Annotated in this window: 21 protein-coding genes; 15 read left to right on the top strand and 6 right to left on the bottom strand. The window is 60.3% G+C overall.

What is annotated here, in order from left to right; all coding sequences use genetic code 11:
• Positions 1 to 56: 56 nt before the first annotated feature.
• The 11 genes from trpB to QC815_RS06165 all read left to right on the top strand — a co-directional run bounded on the left by trpB (position 57) and on the right by QC815_RS06165 (position 11454).
• The gene (gene trpB / locus QC815_RS06215; protein WP_422828597.1) at positions 57 to 1316 is read left to right on the top strand and encodes a tryptophan synthase subunit beta; all 1260 of its coding nucleotides are present in this window, start codon (positions 57 to 59) and stop codon (positions 1314 to 1316) included.
• 26 nt (positions 1317 to 1342) lie between these two features.
• Complete coding sequence (gene trpA / locus QC815_RS06210; RefSeq protein ID WP_230448034.1) at positions 1343 to 2146, top strand: tryptophan synthase subunit alpha; 804 nt, start codon at positions 1343 to 1345, stop codon at positions 2144 to 2146.
• A gap of 97 nt (positions 2147 to 2243) precedes the next feature.
• A complete protein-coding gene (accD, locus tag QC815_RS06205) occupies positions 2244 to 3269 on the top strand; it encodes an acetyl-CoA carboxylase, carboxyltransferase subunit beta (protein ID WP_230448035.1) in 1026 nt (341 codons plus the stop codon).
• Entirely contained in the window at positions 3262 to 4527 is a 1266-nt protein-coding gene (folC, locus tag QC815_RS06200; RefSeq protein ID WP_309767499.1) for a bifunctional tetrahydrofolate synthase/dihydrofolate synthase, read from the top strand. The genes accD and folC overlap by 8 nt, the downstream gene beginning before the upstream one ends.
• 21 nt (positions 4528 to 4548) lie before the next feature.
• Positions 4549 to 5238: an SPOR domain-containing protein gene (locus QC815_RS06195; RefSeq protein WP_230448037.1), complete on the top strand. Its 690-nt coding sequence runs from the start codon at positions 4549 to 4551 to the stop codon at positions 5236 to 5238.
• Between the two features lie 2 nt (positions 5239 to 5240).
• Positions 5241 to 5789 carry a CvpA family protein gene (locus QC815_RS06190; RefSeq protein WP_309767496.1) on the top strand — a complete coding sequence of 183 codons (549 nt, stop codon included), beginning with the start codon at positions 5241 to 5243 and terminating at the stop codon, positions 5787 to 5789.
• Positions 5790 to 5862: 73 nt separating this feature from the next.
• A complete protein-coding gene (gene purF / locus QC815_RS06185) occupies positions 5863 to 7383 on the top strand; it encodes an amidophosphoribosyltransferase (RefSeq protein WP_230448406.1) in 1521 nt (506 codons plus the stop codon).
• A gap of 38 nt (positions 7384 to 7421) precedes the next feature.
• The gene (locus tag QC815_RS06180) at positions 7422 to 8621 is read left to right on the top strand and encodes an O-succinylhomoserine sulfhydrylase (RefSeq protein WP_309767494.1); all 1200 of its coding nucleotides are present in this window, start codon (positions 7422 to 7424) and stop codon (positions 8619 to 8621) included.
• A gap of 191 nt (positions 8622 to 8812) precedes the next feature.
• Positions 8813 to 9358, top strand: coding sequence for a cytochrome b (locus QC815_RS06175; protein WP_309767492.1), 546 nt, complete (start codon positions 8813 to 8815; stop codon positions 9356 to 9358).
• An 83-nt stretch (positions 9359 to 9441) separates the two neighbouring features.
• Positions 9442 to 10026, top strand: coding sequence for a YceI family protein (locus QC815_RS06170; RefSeq protein ID WP_230448409.1), 585 nt, complete (start codon positions 9442 to 9444; stop codon positions 10024 to 10026).
• A 138-nt stretch (positions 10027 to 10164) separates the two neighbouring features.
• Positions 10165 to 11454, top strand: a complete 1290-nt coding sequence (locus QC815_RS06165) for an MATE family efflux transporter (protein WP_230448470.1) — start codon at positions 10165 to 10167, stop codon at positions 11452 to 11454.
• On the opposite strand, the gene QC815_RS06160 is transcribed toward QC815_RS06165, so the two are convergent.
• The 4 genes from QC815_RS06160 to QC815_RS06145 all read right to left on the bottom strand — a co-directional run bounded on the left by QC815_RS06160 (position 11441) and on the right by QC815_RS06145 (position 15610).
• Positions 11441 to 12928, bottom strand: a complete 1488-nt coding sequence (locus tag QC815_RS06160; protein ID WP_230448410.1) for an NCS2 family permease — start codon at positions 12926 to 12928, stop codon at positions 11441 to 11443. The two genes, QC815_RS06165 and QC815_RS06160, sit on opposite strands and share 14 nt — an antisense overlap.
• A gap of 214 nt (positions 12929 to 13142) precedes the next feature.
• On the bottom strand, positions 13143 to 14333 hold the full coding sequence (locus QC815_RS06155; protein ID WP_230448411.1) for an amino acid aminotransferase: 1191 nt from the start codon (positions 14331 to 14333) through the stop codon (positions 13143 to 13145).
• Positions 14334 to 14672: a 4a-hydroxytetrahydrobiopterin dehydratase gene (locus QC815_RS06150; protein ID WP_230448412.1), complete on the bottom strand. Its 339-nt coding sequence runs from the start codon at positions 14670 to 14672 to the stop codon at positions 14334 to 14336.
• Between the two features lie 41 nt (positions 14673 to 14713).
• The gene (locus QC815_RS06145) at positions 14714 to 15610 is read right to left on the bottom strand and encodes a GGDEF domain-containing protein (RefSeq protein WP_309767489.1); all 897 of its coding nucleotides are present in this window, start codon (positions 15608 to 15610) and stop codon (positions 14714 to 14716) included.
• Positions 15611 to 15868: 258 nt separating this feature from the next.
• Here QC815_RS06145 and cobA point away from each other — a divergent pair, with 258 nt between their 5' ends.
• The 4 genes from cobA to dcd all read left to right on the top strand — a co-directional run bounded on the left by cobA (position 15869) and on the right by dcd (position 19515).
• Positions 15869 to 16717: a uroporphyrinogen-III C-methyltransferase gene (gene cobA, locus QC815_RS06140; RefSeq protein ID WP_230448414.1), complete on the top strand. Its 849-nt coding sequence runs from the start codon at positions 15869 to 15871 to the stop codon at positions 16715 to 16717.
• A gap of 154 nt (positions 16718 to 16871) precedes the next feature.
• A complete protein-coding gene (locus tag QC815_RS06135; RefSeq protein WP_309767487.1) occupies positions 16872 to 17990 on the top strand; it encodes a coiled-coil domain-containing protein in 1119 nt (372 codons plus the stop codon).
• A 146-nt stretch (positions 17991 to 18136) separates the two neighbouring features.
• On the top strand, positions 18137 to 18937 hold the full coding sequence (gene apbC, locus QC815_RS06130; protein WP_230448416.1) for an iron-sulfur cluster carrier protein ApbC: 801 nt from the start codon (positions 18137 to 18139) through the stop codon (positions 18935 to 18937).
• A gap of 11 nt (positions 18938 to 18948) precedes the next feature.
• On the top strand, positions 18949 to 19515 hold the full coding sequence (gene dcd, locus QC815_RS06125; RefSeq protein ID WP_230448417.1) for a dCTP deaminase: 567 nt from the start codon (positions 18949 to 18951) through the stop codon (positions 19513 to 19515).
• 73 nt (positions 19516 to 19588) lie between these two features.
• Here the strand turns inward: dcd and purN are convergent, their stop codons facing one another.
• Entirely contained in the window at positions 19589 to 20326 is a 738-nt protein-coding gene (gene purN, locus QC815_RS06120; RefSeq protein WP_309767483.1) for a phosphoribosylglycinamide formyltransferase, read from the bottom strand.
• Positions 20323 to 21396: a phosphoribosylformylglycinamidine cyclo-ligase gene (gene purM / locus QC815_RS06115; RefSeq protein ID WP_230448419.1), complete on the bottom strand. Its 1074-nt coding sequence runs from the start codon at positions 21394 to 21396 to the stop codon at positions 20323 to 20325. The genes purN and purM overlap by 4 nt, the downstream gene beginning before the upstream one ends.
• Positions 21397 to 21546: the final 150 nt, after the last annotated feature.

Below are 21546 nucleotides of genomic sequence, written 5' to 3'. Positions count from 1 at the left end.
CGGCGTCTGGATGTGAATTCATTTATTGTTTGCCTGTTCTGGCGATCTTGTGAGGTATCCCTGTGACTGTCTCAGCAACTGGTGCGTCTGAAACCGTTTCGACAACACGTTTCAGTGACCTGACTAAAATGCCGGATGCCCGGGGGCATTTTGGCCCGTACGGTGGCCGGTTCGTGTCGGAAACCTTGAGCTTTGCCCTGGAAGAGCTGGAGCAGACCTATTTAAGTCTGCGCGATGACCCAGACTTTCAGGCCGAGTTCGACCGTGACCTTGCCCACTTTGTCGGACGGCCGTCGCCGCTATACCACGCCGAGCGATGGTCGCAGGCGCTCGGTGGCGCACAGATCTGGCTCAAGCGCGAAGACTTGAACCACACCGGCGCTCACAAGGTGAACAACACCATTGGTCAGGCGCTGCTGGCCAAAAAGACCGGCAAGCCAAGGGTGATTGCCGAAACCGGAGCGGGCCAGCACGGCGTGGCAACCGCTACCGTGGCGGCGCGTCTGGGGCTTGAGTGCGATGTCTACATGGGGGCGGCGGACGTTGAACGTCAGAAGCTGAACGTGTACCGAATGCGCCTGCTGGGCGCACGGGTGATTCCGGTCGAGTCGGGGACGCGTACCCTCAAGGACGCCATGAACGAAGCGCTGCGCGACTGGGTCACCAACGTCGACAATACCTTCTATATCATTGGCACCGTGGCGGGCCCGCATCCTTATCCGCAGTTGGTGCGGGACTTCAACGCCGTCGTCGGACGCGAAGCGCGTCGACAGTCGCTCGACCTGATCGGCCGTCTGCCGGACGCGCTGGTGGCCTGCGTAGGCGGTGGTTCGAACGCCATCGGCCTGTTCTATCCGTTTGTCGAAGACGACGATGTCGCCATGTACGGCGTTGAAGCCGGGGGCGACGGGGTGGAAACCGGTCGCCATGCGGCACCGCTGTCGTCCAACGCGCCGCGCGGTGTCCTGCACGGTAACCGCACCTACCTGATGTCCGACGAAGCCGGGCAGGTGTCCGACACTCACTCGATTTCTGCCGGGCTGGACTACCCAGGCGTAGGCCCCGAACATGCCCTGTGGAAAGACGTCGGGCGGGTGAACTACGTGGCCGCCAACGACCACGACGTGCTGGTGGCCTTCCGCGAGCTGACTCACATGGAAGGCATCATGCCGGCTCTCGAGACCGCGCACGCCTTGGCCTACGCCAAGGTCTTGGCGCCGACCATGCGTCCTGATCAGCATATTGTCATCAACCTGTCAGGCCGCGGTGACAAGGATATTATGACGGTGGCCAAGATAGACGGCATCGAATTTTAAGGGCGAGTGATTTTCTAAGGGCCAGCATGAACCGTATTGATCAGCGTTTCAGTGAATTAAAACAGCAGGGCCGCAAGGCCCTGATACCCTTTATTACCGCTGGGGATCCCGCACCCCGGTACACCGTCGGCTTTATGCACGCCCTGGTGGAAGCCGGCGCGGATATCATCGAGCTGGGCGTGCCGTTCTCCGACCCGATGGCGGACGGCCCGGTCATCCAGAAAGCCTGCGAACGGGCACTCAAGCAGGGCACCCGGCTGGTCGACCTGCTCGACATGGTCGCCGAGTTTCGCCAGACCGATACCACCACCCCGGTGGTGTTGATGGGTTATCTCAATCCCATCGAGCGTATCGGCTACGATGCCTTTGCCGACAAGGCGGCCAGCGTTGGCGTTGACGGCGTGCTGACCGTCGACATGCCGCCGGAAGAGGCGGATATCTTTGGCCCGCTGTTGAAAGCACGTGATCTGGCGGCGATTTTTCTTGTTGCACCTACCACTTCCCATGCCCGGGCCGCTACAATATGCGCCCACGGTGAGGGCTACCTCTATTACGTGTCGCTCAAAGGGGTGACCGGCGCGGCGACGCTTAACGCCGACGACGTGGCAGAGCACCTGGCACCGCTGCGCGGCATGACCGACCTGCCGCTGTGTGTCGGCTTTGGTATCCGTGACGGCGCGACCGCCGCCGAAGTCGCCAAGGTGGCTGATGGTGTCATCGTGGGCAGTGCACTGGTCAATCGGATCGCCGAGAGTGTCGACGCCCCGGAGACCATTGCCGCCCAGTTGAAAGACGTGCTCGGCGACATGCGGGCGGCGATGGATGCTTAACAGGTGCTTTCATCGTCTACACTAACGACATTAGCTTGACCCCATTCATCAAGCTTGGTTCGGCCAAGCGTTGACGTACAACGGAAGTCTTTTTGATATGAGCTGGTTAGACAAGATTGTGCCCTCCATGGGGCGTATCCAGCGTAAGGATCGTCGCGCAAGCGTTCCCGACGGTCTGTGGCGTAAATGCCCCAAGTGCGAAGCCGTACTCTATCTTCCCGAGCTGGAGAAACATCAGAGCGTTTGCCCCAAGTGCAATCATCACCTGCGTTTAACGGCACGCAAGCGACTGGACTGGTTCCTCGACAAGACGGGGCGCGAAGAGATCGCCGCTGAAATAGAGCCGGTCGACCGTCTAAAGTTCCGCGATTCCAAGAAGTACAAGGATCGCCTGGCCGCAGCGCAGAAGGAAACCGGCGAAAAAGACGCGCTGGTCGCGATGCGTGGCGAACTCAATGGGCTGCCGGTGGTGGCCGTGGCGTTTGAGTTTACTTTCATGGGGGGCTCCATGGGCGCGGTAGTGGGCGAAAAATTCGTCCGTGCGGCTACGCTGGCGCTCGAATCGCGTGTGCCGTTGATTTGCTTTGCCGCCTCCGGCGGGGCGCGCATGCAGGAAGCGCTGTTCTCGCTGATGCAGATGGCCAAGACGTCGGCGGCCCTGGAAAAGCTCAAGCAGGAAGGCATTCCGTATATTTCGGTGCTCACCGATCCGGTGTTTGGTGGCGTATCGGCATCGCTTGCAATGCTGGGCGACCTGAATATTGCCGAACCCAACGCGCTGATCGGCTTTGCCGGACCGCGCGTGATCGAGCAGACCGTTCGCGAGACCCTACCCGAAGGCTTCCAGCGCAGCGAGTTCTTGCTCGAGCATGGCACCGTGGACATGATTGTTCATCGTCACGACATGCGCGAACGCGTTGGCGGTGTGCTGCGCAAGCTGACCCATCAGCCACTGGCCGGCAGCGAACCCGAGCCCGAAGAAGACGAGGCGATGGTGTTTGAACCCGTGGTTGACGAGCCACAGGTGGCCGAGCACGCCGAGGATCCCGAGTGGATCGAGGCGATCAACGGCAGCGATGAAACGGATCCGGCCAAGCGCGGCGACACCCCACGCAATGTCTAAAACGCTGGCGCAGTGGCTTGAGTACCTGGAGACGCTCCATCCGGTCGGTATCGACATGGGGCTGGATCGGGTCAGTCAGGTGGCCGACCGGATGGGCCTGCGGCAGTGTCCGATCGCCAAGCGGGTGATCAGCGTGGCAGGCACCAATGGCAAGGGGTCTACCCTGGCGATGATTGACTGTGTGGCACGTGCCCATGGCCTGCAAGTGGGCACCTACACGTCGCCACACCTGTTGCAGTACAACGAACGCGTTCAGGTGAACGGTCGCATGGTCAGCGACGAACGTCTGGTGGCGGGGTTTGAAGCCGTCGAGCACGCTAGACTGGCTGCTCCCGCGATCAGCTTGACCTACTTCGAAGCCGGTACGCTGTGTGCGCTGTGGTGCCTGGTTCAGCAGCCGCTGGATATGGTGGTGCTTGAAGTGGGGCTAGGCGGACGCCTGGATGCGGTCAATATCGTCGATGCCGATGTGGCGATCGTGACCACCATTGCCCTGGATCACGCCGGTTACCTGGGTACTGATATCGCCCAGATCGGTCGTGAAAAAGCCGGTATCTTCCGCGCCAGGCGGCCTGCCGTTCTGGGCAGCCGCGAACTTCCCGACAGCGTGGCCGTCGCCGCCGAGGCGCTGCAGGCGCCGGTCTATCAGCTTGGCCGCCACTTTGAGCAATCCCCTGAACCCGCGGCTGGCTGGCACTGGCAGGGGCGGACAGTCAACGGCGAGCCGCTGTCGCTCGATGCCTTGCCCGACCTTGGCCTGCCCATCGATAACGCGGCGACAGCCCTCCAGGCCCTGACGTTAGCCGACTTGTCGCTGACCGCTACAGCCACTCGAACGGCGCTGGCCACCCTGGTAGTGCCGGGCCGCATGCAGTGGCAAGGTCAGTGGTGCCTCGATGTGGGGCACAACCCTCACGCGGCGCACTATCTGGCGCGTCATCTCCCGCCTGTGGCAGCCGGTGCGACGCAGTGGGGGCTGATTGGTATGCTGGACGATAAAGATGCCGATGGCGTGATCGCCGCGCTATCATCCCGTATAAGCGACTGGGTGTGCGTTAGCCTGGACGGCGAGCGAGGCCGCGACGCCCATGAGCTTGCCGAGCGGATTGCAGCCCAGGGCGGACGCGTGCATCATTGCGCGGCAACGCCCTGCGCGGGTCGGGACTGGCTGACCGGACGGCTCGGCCCGGAGGATCGTGTTCTGGCGACAGGCTCTTTTTTCACGGTGGCGGCCCTGCTGGCGCAGCCACAGGCGTAGCGTCGCTTGATGGAGAGGGATATGAAATACGGTAGAACGGAACGCATCAGCGGTATCGTCATCCTGCTTGCGCTGTTGGCCATCATCGTACCGTGGTTGATGAGTGACCCCGCACCGCGTGAAGAGCGACCACAACCGAATTTTGTCATTGAGCAGCCCGTTGAGGTCGAACGCCGCGAGGTTCAGGCCCCGGCGCGTCCCGAGTCGATTGGCGACCCCGCCGAGCAGATAGATCCAAGCGTCGCCGAGCAGGCAACCGGCGAGCCGCTTGATGTCGAGCCTGCCAGCCCCGATACCGACCAGCTGGCCGATCGCCAGGCAGAGGGTGAAGGTGACGACGCGTCATCCAGCGATAGCGGCCCTGCGGCGGGTAACGATCCCATCGCCGATCTGATCGCCTCCAACAGCCAGGCCGTCAATGATGCTCCCGAAGAAGCCCCCGCCGCTGAGCAGACTAGGACGACCGCGTCGTCAGCCCCCAATGGCGAATGGGCCGTTCAGGTGGGCAGCTTCGGTAACCCCGACAATGCCCAGCGGTTGAGCGAACAGCTCAGCGGCGAGGGCTTTGCGGTCTATCAGCGCGAGCGCGATAATCAGATGACGACTGTCTACGTCGGCCCCTTTGCGACCTCGGAAGAGGGCGAAAACGCGATGGGTGACGTTAAGCAGCGGGCCAATGTGCAGGGGCTGCTGGTTCGAGTCCGGGATTGACGATGGCACTTACCTGGATAGACGCCGCCTTTCTTGCCGTGTTGGCCCTGTCGATGCTGGCGGGCTTTGTGCGTGGCTTCGTGCGCGAAGCATTGGGGCTGGCGGCCTGGGTAGTGGCGTTGATGGTGGCGCGCGTGCTGGCCGAGCCGGTTGCCGAGCTGCTCAGCGGTTTCATCGACAGCTTCGACGCACGGCTGGTGTTGGCCTTCGTGCTGGTGATCTTTGCGGTGATCATGCTGTGCGGGATCGTCATTCGCCTGGTGCACGCGGCGGTTGAGTGGGTGGGGATGGGGCTGCTCAACCGCATGGCGGGGGCGGGTTTCGGTATCGCCCGGGGGGCGGTGATTCTGTTGGTGGTCACGGTGCTGATCACCCTGACGCCGCTGGCGGACCTGGAGGCATGGCAGCAGTCGACGCTGCGGCCTACCTTCATCGAGCTGCGCAACTATGCCATCAATCAGCTGGACCAGTGGGGCGGTGAGCTTCCCGAAGCGCCGTCGTCGCTAAACGACATCACGCTGCCGGATTTACGTCAGGCGCGCGATCGCTGAACGTTTCAAGAATTTTCAAGTCATGTAACGGCTTATTGACGCCAGTAAGTCGGCACTTAGCGAGGTAACGGGAATGTGCGGTATAGTCGGTCTTCTGGCCAGGCAAGCGGTAAACCAGGGTATTTACGATGCCCTGACCGTTCTTCAGCATCGCGGCCAGGACGCTGCCGGGATGATGACTTGGAGCGAGGGACGTTTTCTGCTGCGCAAGAGTAACGGCCTGGTGCGTGATGTGTTTCACACCCGGCACATGGCGCGTCTGAAAGGTAACCTGGGCATCGGCCACGTGCGTTACCCCACCGCCGGTTCCTCGAGCGAAGCCGAATCGCAGCCTTTTTACGTCAACTCTCCCTACGGTATCGCGCTGGCGCACAACGGCAACCTGACCAATTCCGAACAGCTCAAGCAGGAGCTGTTTTCGACCGACCTCCGCCATATCAACACCAGCTCGGACTCTGAAGTACTGCTCAATGTCTTTGCTCACGAGTTGGGCAAGCAGGGGCTACACCTTGAAGCCGAGGATATTTTCGACGCCGTGCGGAGAGTTCACCGGCGCTGTAACGGTGGCTACGCCGCCGTGGCAATTATCAACGGTTTTGGCATGGTGGCGTTCCGTGACCCCCATGGCATTCGTCCGGTGGTGTTCGGTACCCGGCAGGAAGACGACGGTCAGGCGGTCATGATCGCCTCTGAGTCGGTTGCGCTGGACGTGGGTGGCTTCGAGCTCGAGCGTGATCTGTCGCCCGGCGAAGCGATCTTCGTCGATATGCAGGGCCAGATTCACACCCAGGTATGCGCCGACCGTCCCCAACTGCGCTCGTGCATTTTCGAACACGTCTACCTGGCGCGGCCCGACTCGATTCTCGACGGTGCCTACGTTTACGGCACCCGCATGCAAATGGGCCGCAAGCTTGGCGACCGAGTGCTGAATGAATGGCCCGATCACGATATCGACGTGGTGATTCCGATCCCCGATACCTCGCGTACCTCGGCGCTGGAAATGGCCCAGCATCTGGGCGTTACCTATCGCGAAGGGTTCATGAAGAACCGCTATATCGGCCGCACCTTCATCATGCCGGGGCAGACCCAGCGCAAGAAGTCGGTGCGCCAGAAGCTCAACGCCATCGATATCGAATTCAAGGACAAGAACGTCCTGCTTGTCGATGACTCGATCGTGCGCGGCACCACCTGCAAGCAGATTATTCAGATGGCCCGCGATGCCGGGGCTCGCAACGTCTACTTTGCGTCGGCGGCGCCGCCGGTACGCTACCCGAATGTGTACGGCATCGATATGCCCGCCGCGTCGGAACTCATTGCCCACGGGCGAACCGAAGAGGAAGTGGGTCAGCTGATCGGCGCGGATCGCATCTTCTATCAGGATCTGGATGACCTGAAAGATGCCTGTCGCGAGGTCAATCCTGACCTGGAAGCCTTCGACTGTTCGGTCTTTGACGGCAACTACGTCACCGGCGATATCGATGACGCCTACCTGGCGGTTCTCGAAGCCAGCCGCAACGACCTGGCTAAAGACCAGAGCGCGGGTGACCATGCGCTCGTCGACATGCATAATCAGGACGATGACCTGGACGATTAGGCCAAGCCCCTTTGATGTAGCTGAACAAGAGACTCGCCATGCATGATGACAGCCAGCAAGACGCGTGGTCGCTAGAAACCCTGGCGATCCGCGCCGGCCACGAGCGCACCTTCGAGCAGGAGCACGCCGAGCCCATTTTTCCTACCTCCAGCTTCGTGTATGGCAGCGCCGCCGAAGCGGCGCGCAAGTTCGGTGGGCATGAGGCCGGCAACGTCTATTCCCGCTTTACCAACCCGACCGTGCATACCTTTGAACGCCGTCTGGCGGCGCTGGAAGGCGGCGAGCGTTGCGTGGCCACCAGTTCGGGCATGTCGGCCATCCTGTCGACTGTGCTTGCGCTGCTGTCGTCCGGCGATGAGATTGTCGCCTCGCGGTCACTGTTTGGCTCGACGGTCAGCCTGTTTGACAAGTACTTCGGCAAGTTTGGCATTACCACGCGCTACGTTGAGCTTTCCGACCTGGCGGCCTGGGAAGCGGCCATTACCCCTAAAACGCGCCTGCTGTTTGCCGAAACGCCGTCCAACCCGCTCTCGGAAGTGGCCGATATTGCCGCACTTTCAGCGCTGGCCAAGCGGCATGAGGCGTGGCTGGCCATCGATAACTGCTTTCTGACCCCTGCGCTTCAGCAGCCCATCGCCTTGGGCGCTGATCTGGTGATCCACTCCGCTACCAAGTACCTCGATGGCCAGGGGCGGGCGGTAGGCGGCGCTGTGGTCGGCAAGCACGATGTGCTGGAAGAGGTGTTTGGCGTCGTGCGTACCTGCGGTCCCTGCATGAGCCCGTTCAACGCCTGGATATTCACCAAGGGACTGGAAACGCTCTCGCTGCGCATGAAGGCGCACTGCGAGCAGGCGCTGACCCTCGCCCGGTGGCTTGATGCCCACCCAGCGGTCACCAAGGTGTTTTACAGCGGCCTTGAGGATCACCCCCAGCATGACCTGGCCAAGAAGCAGCAGGAGGGCTTTGGTGCCGTGTTAGGCTTCGAGGTGATCTTCGGCCAGGAGGGTGCCTGGAAGGTAATCGATGCCACCCGCATGCTGTCGATTACCGGCAACCTCGGCGATGTCAAAACCACGATCACCCATCCGGCCACCACCACTCATGGCCGTCTGAGCGATGAACAACGCGCGGCGGCGGGGATTACGCCAGGGCTGGTGCGTGTGGCGGTGGGGCTGGAAAGTCAGCGGGACATTCAGCACGACCTCGCCCGTGGTCTGGACGCCTTGCTGCAGGGCTAAGCGCGTCTTGCCTGTTGAAAAAAACCGGTCAAAAGGCCGGTTTTTTTATGCGCCCAAGGCCAGCCCATAAGCCGTCCAACGTTTTTTACGAATGATAGGTTCTGGTTTTTTCAGCGGTTTACAAACCACTTTAGCGCTATCATCGTTTCATCATCACGCTCATGGAGAGCGTCTTTTAAAGGAAATAAACGATGTGGCGTAACACGCAGGTGGGGTGGGGCGTTATCAGCATTGCGCTGCACTGGCTCAGTGCTAGCACCATTGTAGGGTTATTCGCGCTGGGCTGGTGGATGACCGGACTGGGGTACTATGATACTTGGTACAACCTTGGGCCCTGGGTTCATCGCTCGGTGGGCATTGTACTTTTCATGGCAACGCTCGCGCGCCTCGTCTGGCGCTTGACGCAGCCGACACCGCAGGGGCATGGCAGTCGACTTGAGGTCTTGATGGCCCACTTGGGCCATATCACGCTGTATGTTCTGTTGCTGTTCGTGATGACCACCGGGTACCTGATCTCGACGGCGGACGGCGGCGGTATCAGCGTTTTTGGCTGGTTCGAGGTGCCAGCGCTGGTACACGGATTGCCCCAGCAGGCGCTGATTGCCGGGGATCTGCACTGGTACAGCGCCTGGGCGCTGATGTTATTGGCGGTGGGGCATTCGCTGGCCGCCTTAAAGCACCATTTGATCGATCGCCATGACACCCTGCTGCGCATGTTGAAACCGACGTCACGTTAACGTATCGGGCTTTCCCCACCGGGAGGGCTTCAAGGGGCACCCTTACAAGACGGTGCTTTATCATCGAGAAAGGAGTTGCACGCATGTTGAAGAAAACCGTACTGACCACGGCCGTGGCCGCCGCTGGACTCTTCACGCTTGGCCAGGCCCAGGCCGCTGACTACACCATCGATACCGAAGGACAGCATGCCTTCGTACAGTTCAAGATCAGCCACCTTGGCTATTCCTACATCCTGGGCAGCTTTGAAGAGTTTTCCGGTGATTTCAGCTACGACCCGGAAGATCTTGAGGCGTCGTCTGTCGAGATGGAAGTCCAGGTTGATAGCTTGAACAGCAACCACGCCGAGCGCGACCGCCATATTCTGAGCAGCGACTTCCTTAACGTCGATGAATACCCAACCGCTACCTTTAGCTCAACCGGGTTTGAGTCGACCGGTGACAACGAAGGGGTCGTGACCGGTGATCTCACCCTGCATGGTCAAACCCAGGAAGTTGAAATGCCTGTGACCATGATGGGCGAAGGTGAGGATCCCTGGGGCGGCTATCGTGCCGGCTTTGAAGGCAGCACCATGATCACGCTGAGCGATTTTGACATCGACATGAGCGAATTCCCTGAAGCCATGCACGAGCTTGAGCTGTATGTGACCTTCGAAGGTATTCGCCAGTAACACGACGTTTAAAAACGCCACCGCTCCCTGGGGAGCGGTGGCGTTTTTTGCGTTTATTCAACAGGAGTAGAGGCGTTGGTGGCTAGCACTGAGCAAACGGCAGGACTGGGTAAAACCCTGTGGCGTCAAACCTGGCCCATGGCCATCGGGGTGCTATCGCTACTCGGCTTCCAACTGGTCGATAGCGCCTTTATTGCCCGCCTGGGCACGGTTCCCCTGGCGGCCCAGTCTTTTACCTTTCCGCTGTCGTTTCTGATTATCGGCATTCAGGTAGGGATGGGGATCGCTATCGCGGCGCTGATTTCCCGAGCGCTGGGAGCCGGTGAGCAGGCCCGAGCCAAGCGCTTGAGCAGCCTGGTGTTGATGGCCGGTGGGGTGGTCATCGCCTGTCTGTGTATTGCCCTCGGGATATTCCAGATCCCGATTTTCAGTTTGCTGGGTGCCGAGAGCAATACCTTTGGTTATCTGCGCAGCTATTGGCCGCCGCAACTGCTGGCGGCCTGGATCGGCGCCGTGCTTTATTTCATGTACAGCGTCTTTCGCGCCTACGGCGATACGCGCTTGCCCGGCAAGATGATGGTGATTACCAGCCTGATCAATCTGGCCCTGGACCCGCTGCTGATCTTTGGCGTGGGGCCCTGGGCAGGGTGGGGGTTGCCGGGCGCCGCTTGGGCGACGGCCATCGCGTTCAGCATTGGGCTGGTGGTGACCGGTGGACGACTATGGCAGAGAGCCTGGGCGTCGCGGCAAGGCTTATGGCAGGAAGGACGGCAGTCCTGGCGGCCGTTTTTGGGGATTGCCGCGCCGGCCATGGTAAGCCAGTTGATGCCGCCGCTGGCGGCCATGCTGGCAATCGCCGTAGTGGCGGGGCTAGGTGAAAGTCAGGTGGCTGCCTGGGGGCTTGCCAGCCGACTGGAAACCCTGTCGCTGATGGTCATCCTGGCCATGACCATGTCGCTGCCGCCCTGGTTAGGGCGCTGCTACGGTGCCGGTGACTGGGGGCAGATCCATCGCCTGTTGCGCCTGGCGCTAGGCGTTGCGGTGGTATGGCAACTGTCGCTGGGTATCGTGCTGGCGCTCGGCGCGCCATGGCTGGGTATGGTGCTGGCGGGTAATCCCGAGGTGCAGGATGAACTGGTACTGCTGATTCGCTTTCTGCTGCCGAGCTACGCGGCGCTGGGGGTTTGCATGTTGATCGTGTCTGCCGGTAACGCGCTGGGGTGGCCGCTGCGCGCGATGCTGCTGTCAGCAGCACGCCTGTTCGTGTGCTATTTACCCTGCCTGTGGCTCGGTGAACAGCTGGCCGGTTGGTGGGGGCTGGCCGCCGGAGCGGCCGTTGGCAATCTGCTGGCCGGGTTGGCCGCCTGGCTGATGCTGCGGCGTATTCTGTCGCGTGCGCATCGCCAGGCAGGCGTTAGGGCGCGCTGACGTTGGCGCGCTCCTGGAAGGCGAAGTAACCAAACAATAGCGCCATGGCCAGGTAGCCCATCACAAAGTTGGGGGCTGCGTTGATGGAAAGTTCAGGGGCGTGCATCAAGCCAAAGAACGCAAAGGCCGCCGCGATCAGGGCAAAGGTCGCCGCACGCCGGAATTGATGATCGATCACTGAAACGGTCATTGCGCCCAGGAAGATCGCCATGAACATGGCACCCTGTCCGGCGGCGACAATCGAGGTCGAAATATCGCTGACGATGTCCTCGGCACCACGGTTGAAGCGCGTCATTACGTAGTTGGCAAAGTAGGGCAGCATGGCCAGGGCTACTGCAGGATAGTAACGGGTATCGTTGGCCTGAAACGCCGTGGCGATCATGGAAATCCCCACGAATACCAGAATAGGGGCGACCACGGACACGGGAATGATGGCCGAAATCATGGCAATCAGGCCGAACATGGTGGCAATGGCGTAGACAGCCCCGTTCAGCAGGCTGTAGCCGCGCCCGGCCCCCATCCACTTCGCCCCGACGGTGGCAATGTACACCGTCGTGGGAAAGACCCCGCCAAACAGTGCGCCAATCATGGTGCCCACGCCGTCTACCGCCTGGCATTCACGCACGTCATACTTGTCGCCAGCGGCTTCCATGGCTTCGACGTTGTTCATGGTTTCAATGGCGTTATATAGCGTGATCGGCAGCACTACGGTAAGAATGGCGAGCATGCCGGTGGCCAGCAGCCCCAGGCCCTCCCACCAGGCCAGGTTGGGTAGCAGCGGGTAAAAGCCAAGGTGGGTAAACGCATCGCTGAAGCGCTCACCACCTGCGTCGCCGATCAGGTAGGCCATGGCGCTGCCCACGATGATGGCAAACAGTGACGTGGGGATCTTGAAGGGCATGCTGACGCGAGCAATCAGGCCAACGATGATGATGGCCAGAACCAGCAAGCCGATCACTGGCATCTCCAGCGTCTTGAATAGCATTTCACCGGCAATGAAGGTCAGTGCGACCCCGGCAACGGCGCCGAGCATGGCCGCCCTTGGAAGATGATACTGAACCCAGCGACCGATGAGGCTGATAGCCGCTTCGATTGCGCCGCTGATGAAACAAGCGGCGACCGCCACTTTCCAGGCGAGCGTCACGTCCCCGGTCAACTCCTTGGCGGGCAACAGAACGCCAAACAGGAAGACAAACATCACCGGCGTTGAAATGCCGTAGGACAAGGCGGTGACGTCGCTGCGCTGCTCTTTGCGTGCCAGCCGTGCGGCGCTCCAGGCGTAATAGAAATTGCCGACCATCACCGCTACTGCCGCTCCGGGAAGCACCTGGCCGTAAACGATCGAGGCGGGAAAGCCCATGCCCAGCATGGTGATGGCAATGATCACAAAATTCGCAATGTTATTCTGGAACAGGGCGAAAAATGCGTCGGTGTCTTCTTTCTTGTACCAAGGATAGTGGTGTGGCGTCGCCATGGGGGCCTCTGAGTTATGGGTGTTGTTGACGGCAAGGCTAAGGAGAGTGTGGCGTCGATTTGACTGATCGGTCAACTCCCGCCTTGCGGGGGACGCCGCAAGGCGTCCCAGCGCTGGCGACGAAGGCGCAATTCTACACAACCCCAACGGCATGCCCAAGATACAAAAATGCCCAGGCAAGCCTGGGCATGATGGGGCGTGTTGCCATGCTTTGCTAGTCGTTAACCGCAGCAATCGCTTTGGCGAGGTAGGGCAGGTTTTCCTGGGAGAAGCCCGCCACGTTGGCCCGCCCTGAGCGCACCATGTAGATGCCGAACTCGTCGCGCAGCCGGTCGACCTGGTCGGGCGTCAGGCCGGTATAGGAGAACATGCCGCGCTGCTCGGCAACGCAGGCATACTTCTCAGCCAGCCCGTAGGGCTTGAGGGCTTCAACGAAGTCGCGGCGCAGGGTGTTGATGCGGTCACGCATTTCGGTGAGCTCTTCGCGCCACATGGCGGAAAGCTCAGCGTCATGCAGAATTTCACTGACGATGGCACCGCCGTGTGCCGGCGGGTTGGAGTAATTCTCCCGGGCCACGATCGCCACCTGCGAGCGAATGTTTTCCATTTGCTCGCTGTCCTTGGCCACCATGATCAAGCAGCCGGTTCGCTCGCAGTAGATGCCGAAGTTCTTCGAGCAGGAGCTGGTGATAATGACCTCGTCGAGCTGCTCGGCAAATAGCCGAACGCCGTAGGCGTCTTCGTCAAGCCCGGCGCCAAAGCCCTGGTAAGCAAAGTCGATCAGCGGCAACAGCTGGCGCTCCTTGACCACCTCGAGCACCTGCTGCCACTGCGATGGAGAAAGGTCGAAGCCGGTCGGGTTATGGCAGCAGGCGTGGAGCACGACCACATCGCCTTCGGGGATCTTTTTCAACGCGCCCAGCATGCCGTTGAAGTCGAGACGGTTGTCGGGGTCGACGTAGGGGTATTTATGCAGCTCGATACCCGCAGCAGTAAAAATGCCGTGGTGGTTTGGCCAGGTAGGGTCGCTGACCCAGATGCCTCTACCCGGCAGCTGGGTGGCAATGAAGTCTGCGGCCAGGCGCAGAGCGCCGGTGCCCCCCGGCGACTGGGTAGCGCTGGCGCGGTTGGCCTCGAGCACCGGCGAACCGGCGCCCAGCACCATCGGCAGTACCACGCCGCCGTACGCGGGCGCGCCGTGCGAACCAATGTAGGTCTTGGTGGTTTCGTTGCTGAGCAAGCGAGCTTCGGCTTCTTTGACCGCGCGCATCACTGGCGTATTGCCGTGCGCATCGCGGTAAACGCCAACGCCTAGGTCGACTTTCTGCGGATTGGTGTCTTTTTTGAAAGCTTCGATTAGCCCAAGAATGGCGTCTCCGGGGACTCGCTCAATGTGCTCAAACATTTATTCGGCTACCTCGTCGGTTCTAGCGGCAAGAATGAAATCATTTTGATGCAGGCCATCAATGGCATGGCTCCACCAGGTGACCGTGGTTTTACCGTATTCGGTCGTGATCGCAGGGTGGTGCCCGGCCTGTTCGGCCAGCTCGCCGACGCGGTTGGTAAACGCAAGCGCGCCAACGAAGTCACTAAACGTATAACTGCGTGACAGCTTCATGATGCCATCGTGATCGACAATCTGCCACTGGGAGAGCTCGTTTAGCTGGCTTTCGCACTCGCTACGGGTCATTGGCCGTGCGTTGCCGCTGCAGGGTTCACACTGTTGCTTTGCTAGTGACGTCATTAGGCTATCTCCTTGATAAGGGTTATGAATGACTGACTCTTTCAGGGTAGAAGGCACACGCAGTCACGGCCAACGTCTTTGGCACTGTAAAGTGCTTGATCCGCACGCTCGATAAGGGTCGTCAGGGGTTCGCCGCAGCGGTACTCGGCAACGCCGATGCTTAACGTGACCTGACCCTCGCCGACACCGAAATCATGGGAGGCGATACGCTGGCGCAGCCGGTCTGCCAGCTGGTGGCATTGCTTGAGAGGGGTGAGCGGGAGAATCGCCATGAACTCCTCGCCACCCAATCGAGCAATCATATCTTCCGTGCGCAGCAGCGACTGGGTGAGCGTGGCCAACTGCTTGAGAACGTCATCCCCCTGGAGGTGCCCCCAGCGGTCATTGAGGCGCTTAAAATGATCGATATCGAGCATCATGATGGATAGTGGGGTGCCGTGGCGGGTGCTCAGTGATGCCAGGTTGGTCAGTTGAACCATGAGCCTGCGCCGGTTGGGTAAGCCGGTAAGCGAGTCGGTGTTGCACAGCTTGCGTAGCCGCTGCTCTTCCAGCACCTGGTCGCTGACGTCCATCATCAGACCGTGCCAGCGCACCCCCGTTGGCGTGGGTTCCGGGGTGGCGCTGACGGCTATCCACAGAATTTTGCGTCCCGGCAAGGCAAGGCGAAACCGTGTGGTCAACGGCAGCATCCAGCGGGCAGAGCGCTCAATGGCAGACATCAGCTTCGGATAGTCCGTTCCGGTCAACTGCTCAAGGGCGTTATTGGCATCGTGGGCGAGCTGGTGTTTATCAATATGGGCCAGGGTGCCGCCCCCACCTTCCATGTACGGGAACGCCATATGACCCTCATGGGATCGATAGAACTGAAAAACGACGCCTGGTACCTGAGTGATAAGTTGCTCGGCGCTGAGCGATAAAGGGATCTCATTCACGGACATGCGTGAATCTCCGAAGCTGTGCCGTTGAAAAACGAGGTCATCAAAAGTAGCCGATAAGGGTAGCGTTAATAGCGTCATTAAAATGTAAGCCATTGACTACAAAATGATACGTTTTTATATTTTTTCGATATATTCAATGAATTTAAAAGACTTAAATTGAATAGTTGCGGGTGACGCGTGATTTTTGCTGGTAGATGCGCCTGAAAAATATTACGTTTACGTATATAAAATGCTCCTGTTATTCCATTGAGGTTTGTCTTGTCACTCAGTTCGTCAACATCAGGTGCCTCTGACACCACGGGACGGGTGAGTCTGGTCGGTGCGGGACCAGGCGACCCCGAGTTACTCACCCTCAAGGCTTTTTATCGCCTGCAGCAGGCCGACGTGGTGCTGCATGATCGGTTGGTCAGCGACGAGATCCTGGCGTTACTGCCGCCGGGCGTCAGGCAGTTTTACGTCGGCAAGGCGCGCTCGGCGCATAGCGTTCCCCAGGATGGCATCAATCAGGCCCTGGTTCAGTGGGCCCAGGCGGGTAACCGCGTGGTGCGCCTCAAGGGAGGGGATCCGTTCATCTTTGGCCGCGGAGGGGAGGAGCTTGAAACCTTGATCGAGGCTGGCGTGGCGGTCGAGGTGATCCCGGGTATTACCGCGGCGTCAGGGTGTGCCGCGTATGCCGGCATTCCACTGACCCACCGCGATCATGCCCAATCGGTGCGCTTCGTTACCGGCCACCTCAAGAACGGTGAGTGCGACCTGGACTGGCAGACGCTGGCGCGACCCGGCCAGACGCTGGTGTTCTACATGGGGTTGGGCAGCGTGGATGTGATCAGCCAGGCGCTGATGGCCCAAGGCATGGCGCCGGATACCCCGCTGGCCTTGATTGAGCAGGGCACCACCCAGCAGCAAAAGACCCATATCGGTACTCTACAGTCGCTGCCTGACACTTTTATTGCCGGTGTTATCAAGCCGCCCACCTTGTTGATCGTGGGGCATGTCGTGTCGCTGAACACGCAGCTAGCCTGGTTTGACACCGACCAGACCCATGCCAAGGGATTCAGCGAAGGCAAGCATCCCACCCCGCCTGACGAATTAGATACCAAACGTTAAACAATCAACGCTTGGGTCATCCCGTGAAACTGGCTAGATGCACTAAGCTGTGTATGCTGGTAGCCAGCAACGTGATTTTTCACAGTCCGTTGACTTAATGCGCAGCCAACACCGGCACGCGCAACCCGCAGCGACCATCAAAGGGAGAGGCGATATGTCAGACGAGCAGCATTCCGATCAACAGCCCACCAACAGTAAGCCGGACATGAAGACACTTTTCCGCGATAACCGCGTGAAGGGCATGGCCGGGATTACCGCGATCGCGGTGATCTGGGCGCTGATGGCGCAGTCGAACGTAGGCACCAGCCGCGATCGGGTGGCGGCCCTTGAAGAGCAGGTGGCAAGCGTTGAGGAAGAAAATAATGCCCTCAATCAGCAGCTCAGCGAAGTCGACGATGCCGAAGCGAATCTTTCAGCGTTGCAGGAAGACATGAGCGCGCTCGAAGCGCAACAGGCCGACGAACAGCAGGCGCTGGAAGATACCCGGCAGGAGCTGAGCGATACCCGCTCGGAGCTTGATTCACTGCAAGAAGAGCGCGACTCGCTGCAAACCAACGTTGACGAACTGAACCAACAGGTCAGCGACGCGGAAAGCGAGCTAGCAACGCTGCGCGAAGAGCGTGATCGGGTACAGCAGGCCAGCGAGGAAGCTGTACAGGCACGTCAACAAGCCGAGGAGGCTCATCAGAGCGCTGAAGATGCGCGCCTGGAGGCAGAAGAAGCCCGTCAGGAAGCGGCCAACGAACGTCAGCAGGCGGTTGAAGAGCGTGACGCCGCAAGACAAACGCTGGATGAAGTCAATACCCAGATCGAGCAGGCGAATGAGCGCTTGTCCAGCCTTCAAGACGACATCGCCAACGCCGAAGCAGAGCGCGATGAGGTTCTGCAGGCGCGTGACAGCGCTGCCAGCGAGCGCGATGCACTGCAAGAAGAGGTCGATTCGCTGAAAGCGCTGCGCGATGAGGAAGAGAGTAGCCTGAACGATGTGCGCAGCGAAATGGAAGATATCATGGTCGCCATCGAAATGGGCCGCGAGGAACTGGCCAAGATTGAAGACCAGGTATCCACCCGTGAAGAGCAGCTGGAACGCTTGGAAACACAGTTGAACGAGTGGCGTGATGAACTCTCCACGCTGGATTCGCGTACCGGTAATGCGGCCAACGATGCCGGTGAAAGCACCAATCAGGGAGGTGGCGAAGAAGGTGCCAGCCAGAGCAGCGAAGAGGCATCGTCTGGCAGCGAAGGTGGCAATCAGGAAGATGAAGCCAGCTAAGCACTCTTGCGAAGCGTAATAGTCTGGATGAGCGGGTGCTGATACGGTCAGCACCCGCTTTTTTTGGGCGTTGGTTTATGATTGGGTCGGCGAGGAGTATGATTTGCCCATTCATCAATTCAGCGCCAGACGAGGAGTCTCTCTAAATGGAAGGCGTCAAACATATTATTGCAGTGGCATCGGGCAAGGGTGGCGTTGGCAAGTCAACCGTTACCGTCAACCTGGCCCTGGCATTGTCCGCCCAGGGCTACCGTGTCGGCGTGCTGGATGCGGATGTCTATGGCCCCAGCCAGGCGCAAATGCTGGGTGTCGCCGAGGGCGTGCGTCCTCAAGCGTCCGGGGATGACAAGTTCCTGCCGCTCGAAGCGCACGGCCTGCAAGCCATGTCCATGGCGTTCATGGTCAATACCCGCGAAGCCATGGTCTGGCGGGGGCCGATGGTAGTCGGCGCGTTTCAGCAGATGCTGAATCAGACCCAGTGGGATAACCTGGACTTTCTGCTTATCGACATGCCTCCTGGCACCGGCGATATCCAGTTGACGCTGGCCCAGAAAGTCTCGGTGGCGGGGGCGGTGATTGTCACCACACCTCAGGATATTGCCCTGCTCGACGCGCGCAAGGGCATCGAGATGTTCCGCAAGGTCAACGTGCCCGTACTTGGTGTGGTTGAGAACATGAGCCTTTACCACTGCGAAAATTGTGGCCACGAAGCGCCCATCTTCGGCGCTGGCGGGGGTGACCGTATTGCCGAGGAGTACGACACCGAGGTGCTCGGCCGCTTGCCACTGACGCTATCGATTCGCGAGCTTGCCGACTCAGGGCGGCCAAGCGTGGTGTCGGAGCCCGATAGCACCGTCAGCCAGACCTTTGCCGCGATTGCCAAGCGCGTGGCGCAAAGCGTGGATGGACACGGTCAGGAAACACCCACTATTTCCTTCAGCGAGTGACGACGTAACCAATGAGTATCAAGTCTGATAAGTGGATCCGGCGCGTGGCCGAAAGCGATGCCATGATCGAGCCCTTCGAGCCCGGTCAAGTTCGTTACCTGAACGGGCAGCGCGTGATTTCCTTCGGCACCTCCAGCTATGGCTACGACGTCCGCTGCTCGGATGAATTCAAGGTGTTTACCAATATTCACTCGGCGATCGTCGACCCCAAGTCCTTCGACGAGAACAGCTTTGTCGATGTAAAGGGCGATGTGTGCGTCATCCCGCCCAACTCGTTTGCGCTGGCGCGTACCGTGGAATATTTCCGTATTCCGCGCAACGTGCTGACCATTTGCCTGGGCAAATCCACCTATGCGCGCTGCGGTATCATCGTCAACGTGACGCCGCTCGAGCCGGAGTGGGAAGGGCACGTTACACTCGAGTTCTCGAACACCACCAATCTGCCGGCGAAAATCTATGCCAACGAAGGCGTCGCGCAAATGCTGTTTCTGGAATCGGACGAAGTGTGCGAGACGTCCTACAAGGATCGGGGCGGCAAGTACATGGGCCAGCGGGGCGTTACCCTGCCGCGTACCTGACGCCTGTCCCATGCCCACAAAAAAACCGAGCGGCTTACACCGCTCGGTTTTTTTATGCCGGCACCATTAGCGCTTAATTTGCAGATTCGTCGAGCTCTTCGGCCGCGTCGTCGTGGGAGAGGCGCATGCCGTCGGGCGGCAGTCGGTGACCATCCATGGTGGCGCCTTCGCCTGTATACTGAAGACGACCCTGCAAGAACCACTGCACCGCGATGGGGAAGATAAGATGTTCCCGATCCTGGACTTTCTGCTTCAGGGTCTCGACGTTGTCGTCGGCGCTGACCTTGAGCTCGGCCTGTAACACGACCGGCCCGCCATCCAGCTCTTCGGTCACGAAGTGAACGCTGCAGCCGTGTCGCGTTGCCTGGTCGGCAAGCGCGCGGGCGTGGGTATTGAGACCTTGATAGGCGGGCAGCAGCGACGGGTGGATGTTCAGCATTCGCCCCAGAAAGCGCTGCACGAAGCGTGGCGTCAGGATGCGCATGAAGCCGGCGAGCACGATCACATCGGGTTCATGGCGCTCAATGACCTTGATGAGCGCGCCGTCATACGCCTCCCGGCTTTCGTACTCGCGGTGCGGCAGGGCAACCGCATCGATCCCGGCGTCCCGGGCGCGCTTGAGTCCATAGGCGTCGGGCTCGTTGGCGATGACCGCGACAATCTCACCGCCCAGGCGGTCGTGAGACTGGGCGTCGATAAGCGCCTGTAGATTGCTGCCGCTACCGGAAATCAGCACCACGACGCGGGGCGGCGCCGTGGGCTCCGGGGTCATGTCGGTGATGGTGTCGCTGTTGTAGTCGGTGCTGCTCATGCCGGCAAATTCTCCAGTACCACGGCATCCTGCTGGCGCGGTTCGATCTGCCCCAGGCGATAAACGGTTTCTCCCTGGGCTTCCAGGTGAGCCATGGCTTGGCTTGCCTCGTCTTCAGGCACCACCACGACCATGCCGATACCGCAGTTGAGCACGCGGTACATTTCGGTATCGGCGACGTTGCCCTGGGTTTGCAGCCAGTCAAATACCGCCGGGCGCGACCACGCCTGGGTGTCGATACGCGCCGCCAGCGAGTCGGGCAGTACGCGGGGTATGTTCTCGAGCAGCCCGCCGCCGGTAATGTGCGACAGGGCGTGTATCGAGAGGCCGCTGTCGCGCAGCAGGGAAAGCAGCGCCTTGACGTAAATGCGCGTGGGGGCCATGAGCGCATCGCCCAGCACCGTGCCGTCGATCGGGGTGTCCAGCGGCGCCTCGCTGCGCTCGATGATTTTACGAATCAGTGAATAGCCGTTGGAGTGCGGGCCGGAGGAGGCGAGGCCAAGCAGCACGTCACCTTCCCCCACGCGGCTGCCGTCAAGAATCTCGCTCTTTTCCACCACCCCCACGCAGAAGCCGGCCAGGTCGTAGTCATCGCCCTCGTACATACCGGGCATTTCGGCGGTTTCGCCGCCGACCAGCGCGCAGCCTGCCTGTTCGCAACCGGCGCCGATGCCGGTGACTACATCGGCGGCAATGTCGACATTTAATTTACCCGTGGCATAGTAGTCGAGGAACAGTAGCGGCTCGGCCCCGGCCACGATCAGGTCGTTGACGCACATGGCCACCAGGTCGATTCCAATGGTGTCATGCTTGCCAAGCATCATCGCCAGGCGCAGCTTGGTACCGACGCCGTCGGTGCCGGAGACCAGAACCGGCTGGCGGTAGCCCTGGGGCAGCTCGCACAGGGCGCCAAACCCCCCGAGCCCGCCCATGACTTCGGGGCGAGTCGTGCGCTTGGCGACGTGCTTGATGCGATCGACCAGCGCATTGCCGGCATCAATATCAACGCCGGCGTCTTTATAGCTGAGCGATGTGGCCGAAGAGGCGCGCGAAGAGGAGGTCTCGGTCATGACAGGTCCTATGGAGCAAAGTGCAGTGCAAGAGAGACTGGCGAACGCCGCCAGCGCCAGGCAATAACTGGAGCGGATTGTATCACTCGGCGGCGTGGCTCGCATCGCCAGCGCTTGACGGGAACAAAAGCAGGCGGTTTTTATTTATAT

Source organism: Vreelandella gomseomensis (assembly GCF_031451645.1).
In the GTDB taxonomy this organism is placed as follows: domain Bacteria; phylum Pseudomonadota; class Gammaproteobacteria; order Pseudomonadales; family Halomonadaceae; genus Vreelandella; species Vreelandella gomseomensis.
The sequence above is the reverse complement of the archived record's forward strand: the minus strand, read 5'-3'. Positions and strand labels throughout refer to the sequence as shown.

What these genes read in the sequence shown, in the direction of transcription:
- QC815_RS06155 (WP_230448411.1), bottom strand. Translation starts at nt 14,333, where the DNA reads ATGTTTGAGCACATTGAGCGAGTCCCCGGAGACGCCATTCTTGGGCTA.
- QC815_RS06165 (WP_230448470.1), top strand. Translation starts at nt 10,165, where the DNA reads ATGGCCATCGGGGTGCTATCGCTACTCGGCTTCCAACTGGTCGATAGC.
- QC815_RS06175 (WP_309767492.1), top strand. Translation starts at nt 8,813, where the DNA reads ATGTGGCGTAACACGCAGGTGGGGTGGGGCGTTATCAGCATTGCGCTG.
- QC815_RS06180 (WP_309767494.1), top strand. Translation starts at nt 7,422, where the DNA reads ATGCATGATGACAGCCAGCAAGACGCGTGGTCGCTAGAAACCCTGGCG.
- dcd (WP_230448417.1), top strand. Translation starts at nt 18,949, where the DNA reads ATGAGTATCAAGTCTGATAAGTGGATCCGGCGCGTGGCCGAAAGCGAT.
- purF (WP_230448406.1), top strand. Translation starts at nt 5,863, where the DNA reads ATGTGCGGTATAGTCGGTCTTCTGGCCAGGCAAGCGGTAAACCAGGGT.
- QC815_RS06150 (WP_230448412.1), bottom strand. Translation starts at nt 14,672, where the DNA reads ATGACGTCACTAGCAAAGCAACAGTGTGAACCCTGCAGCGGCAACGCA.
- apbC (WP_230448416.1), top strand. Translation starts at nt 18,137, where the DNA reads ATGGAAGGCGTCAAACATATTATTGCAGTGGCATCGGGCAAGGGTGGC.
- QC815_RS06170 (WP_230448409.1), top strand. Translation starts at nt 9,442, where the DNA reads ATGTTGAAGAAAACCGTACTGACCACGGCCGTGGCCGCCGCTGGACTC.
- accD (WP_230448035.1), top strand. Translation starts at nt 2,244, where the DNA reads ATGAGCTGGTTAGACAAGATTGTGCCCTCCATGGGGCGTATCCAGCGT.
- folC (WP_309767499.1), top strand. Translation starts at nt 3,262, where the DNA reads ATGTCTAAAACGCTGGCGCAGTGGCTTGAGTACCTGGAGACGCTCCAT.
- QC815_RS06195 (WP_230448037.1), top strand. Translation starts at nt 4,549, where the DNA reads ATGAAATACGGTAGAACGGAACGCATCAGCGGTATCGTCATCCTGCTT.
- QC815_RS06145 (WP_309767489.1), bottom strand. Translation starts at nt 15,610, where the DNA reads ATGTCCGTGAATGAGATCCCTTTATCGCTCAGCGCCGAGCAACTTATC.
- trpA (WP_230448034.1), top strand. Translation starts at nt 1,343, where the DNA reads ATGAACCGTATTGATCAGCGTTTCAGTGAATTAAAACAGCAGGGCCGC.
- QC815_RS06190 (WP_309767496.1), top strand. Translation starts at nt 5,241, where the DNA reads ATGGCACTTACCTGGATAGACGCCGCCTTTCTTGCCGTGTTGGCCCTG.
- QC815_RS06135 (WP_309767487.1), top strand. Translation starts at nt 16,872, where the DNA reads ATGTCAGACGAGCAGCATTCCGATCAACAGCCCACCAACAGTAAGCCG.
- QC815_RS06160 (WP_230448410.1), bottom strand. Translation starts at nt 12,928, where the DNA reads ATGGCGACGCCACACCACTATCCTTGGTACAAGAAAGAAGACACCGAC.
- purN (WP_309767483.1), bottom strand. Translation starts at nt 20,326, where the DNA reads ATGAGCAGCACCGACTACAACAGCGACACCATCACCGACATGACCCCG.
- purM (WP_230448419.1), bottom strand. Translation starts at nt 21,396, where the DNA reads ATGACCGAGACCTCCTCTTCGCGCGCCTCTTCGGCCACATCGCTCAGC.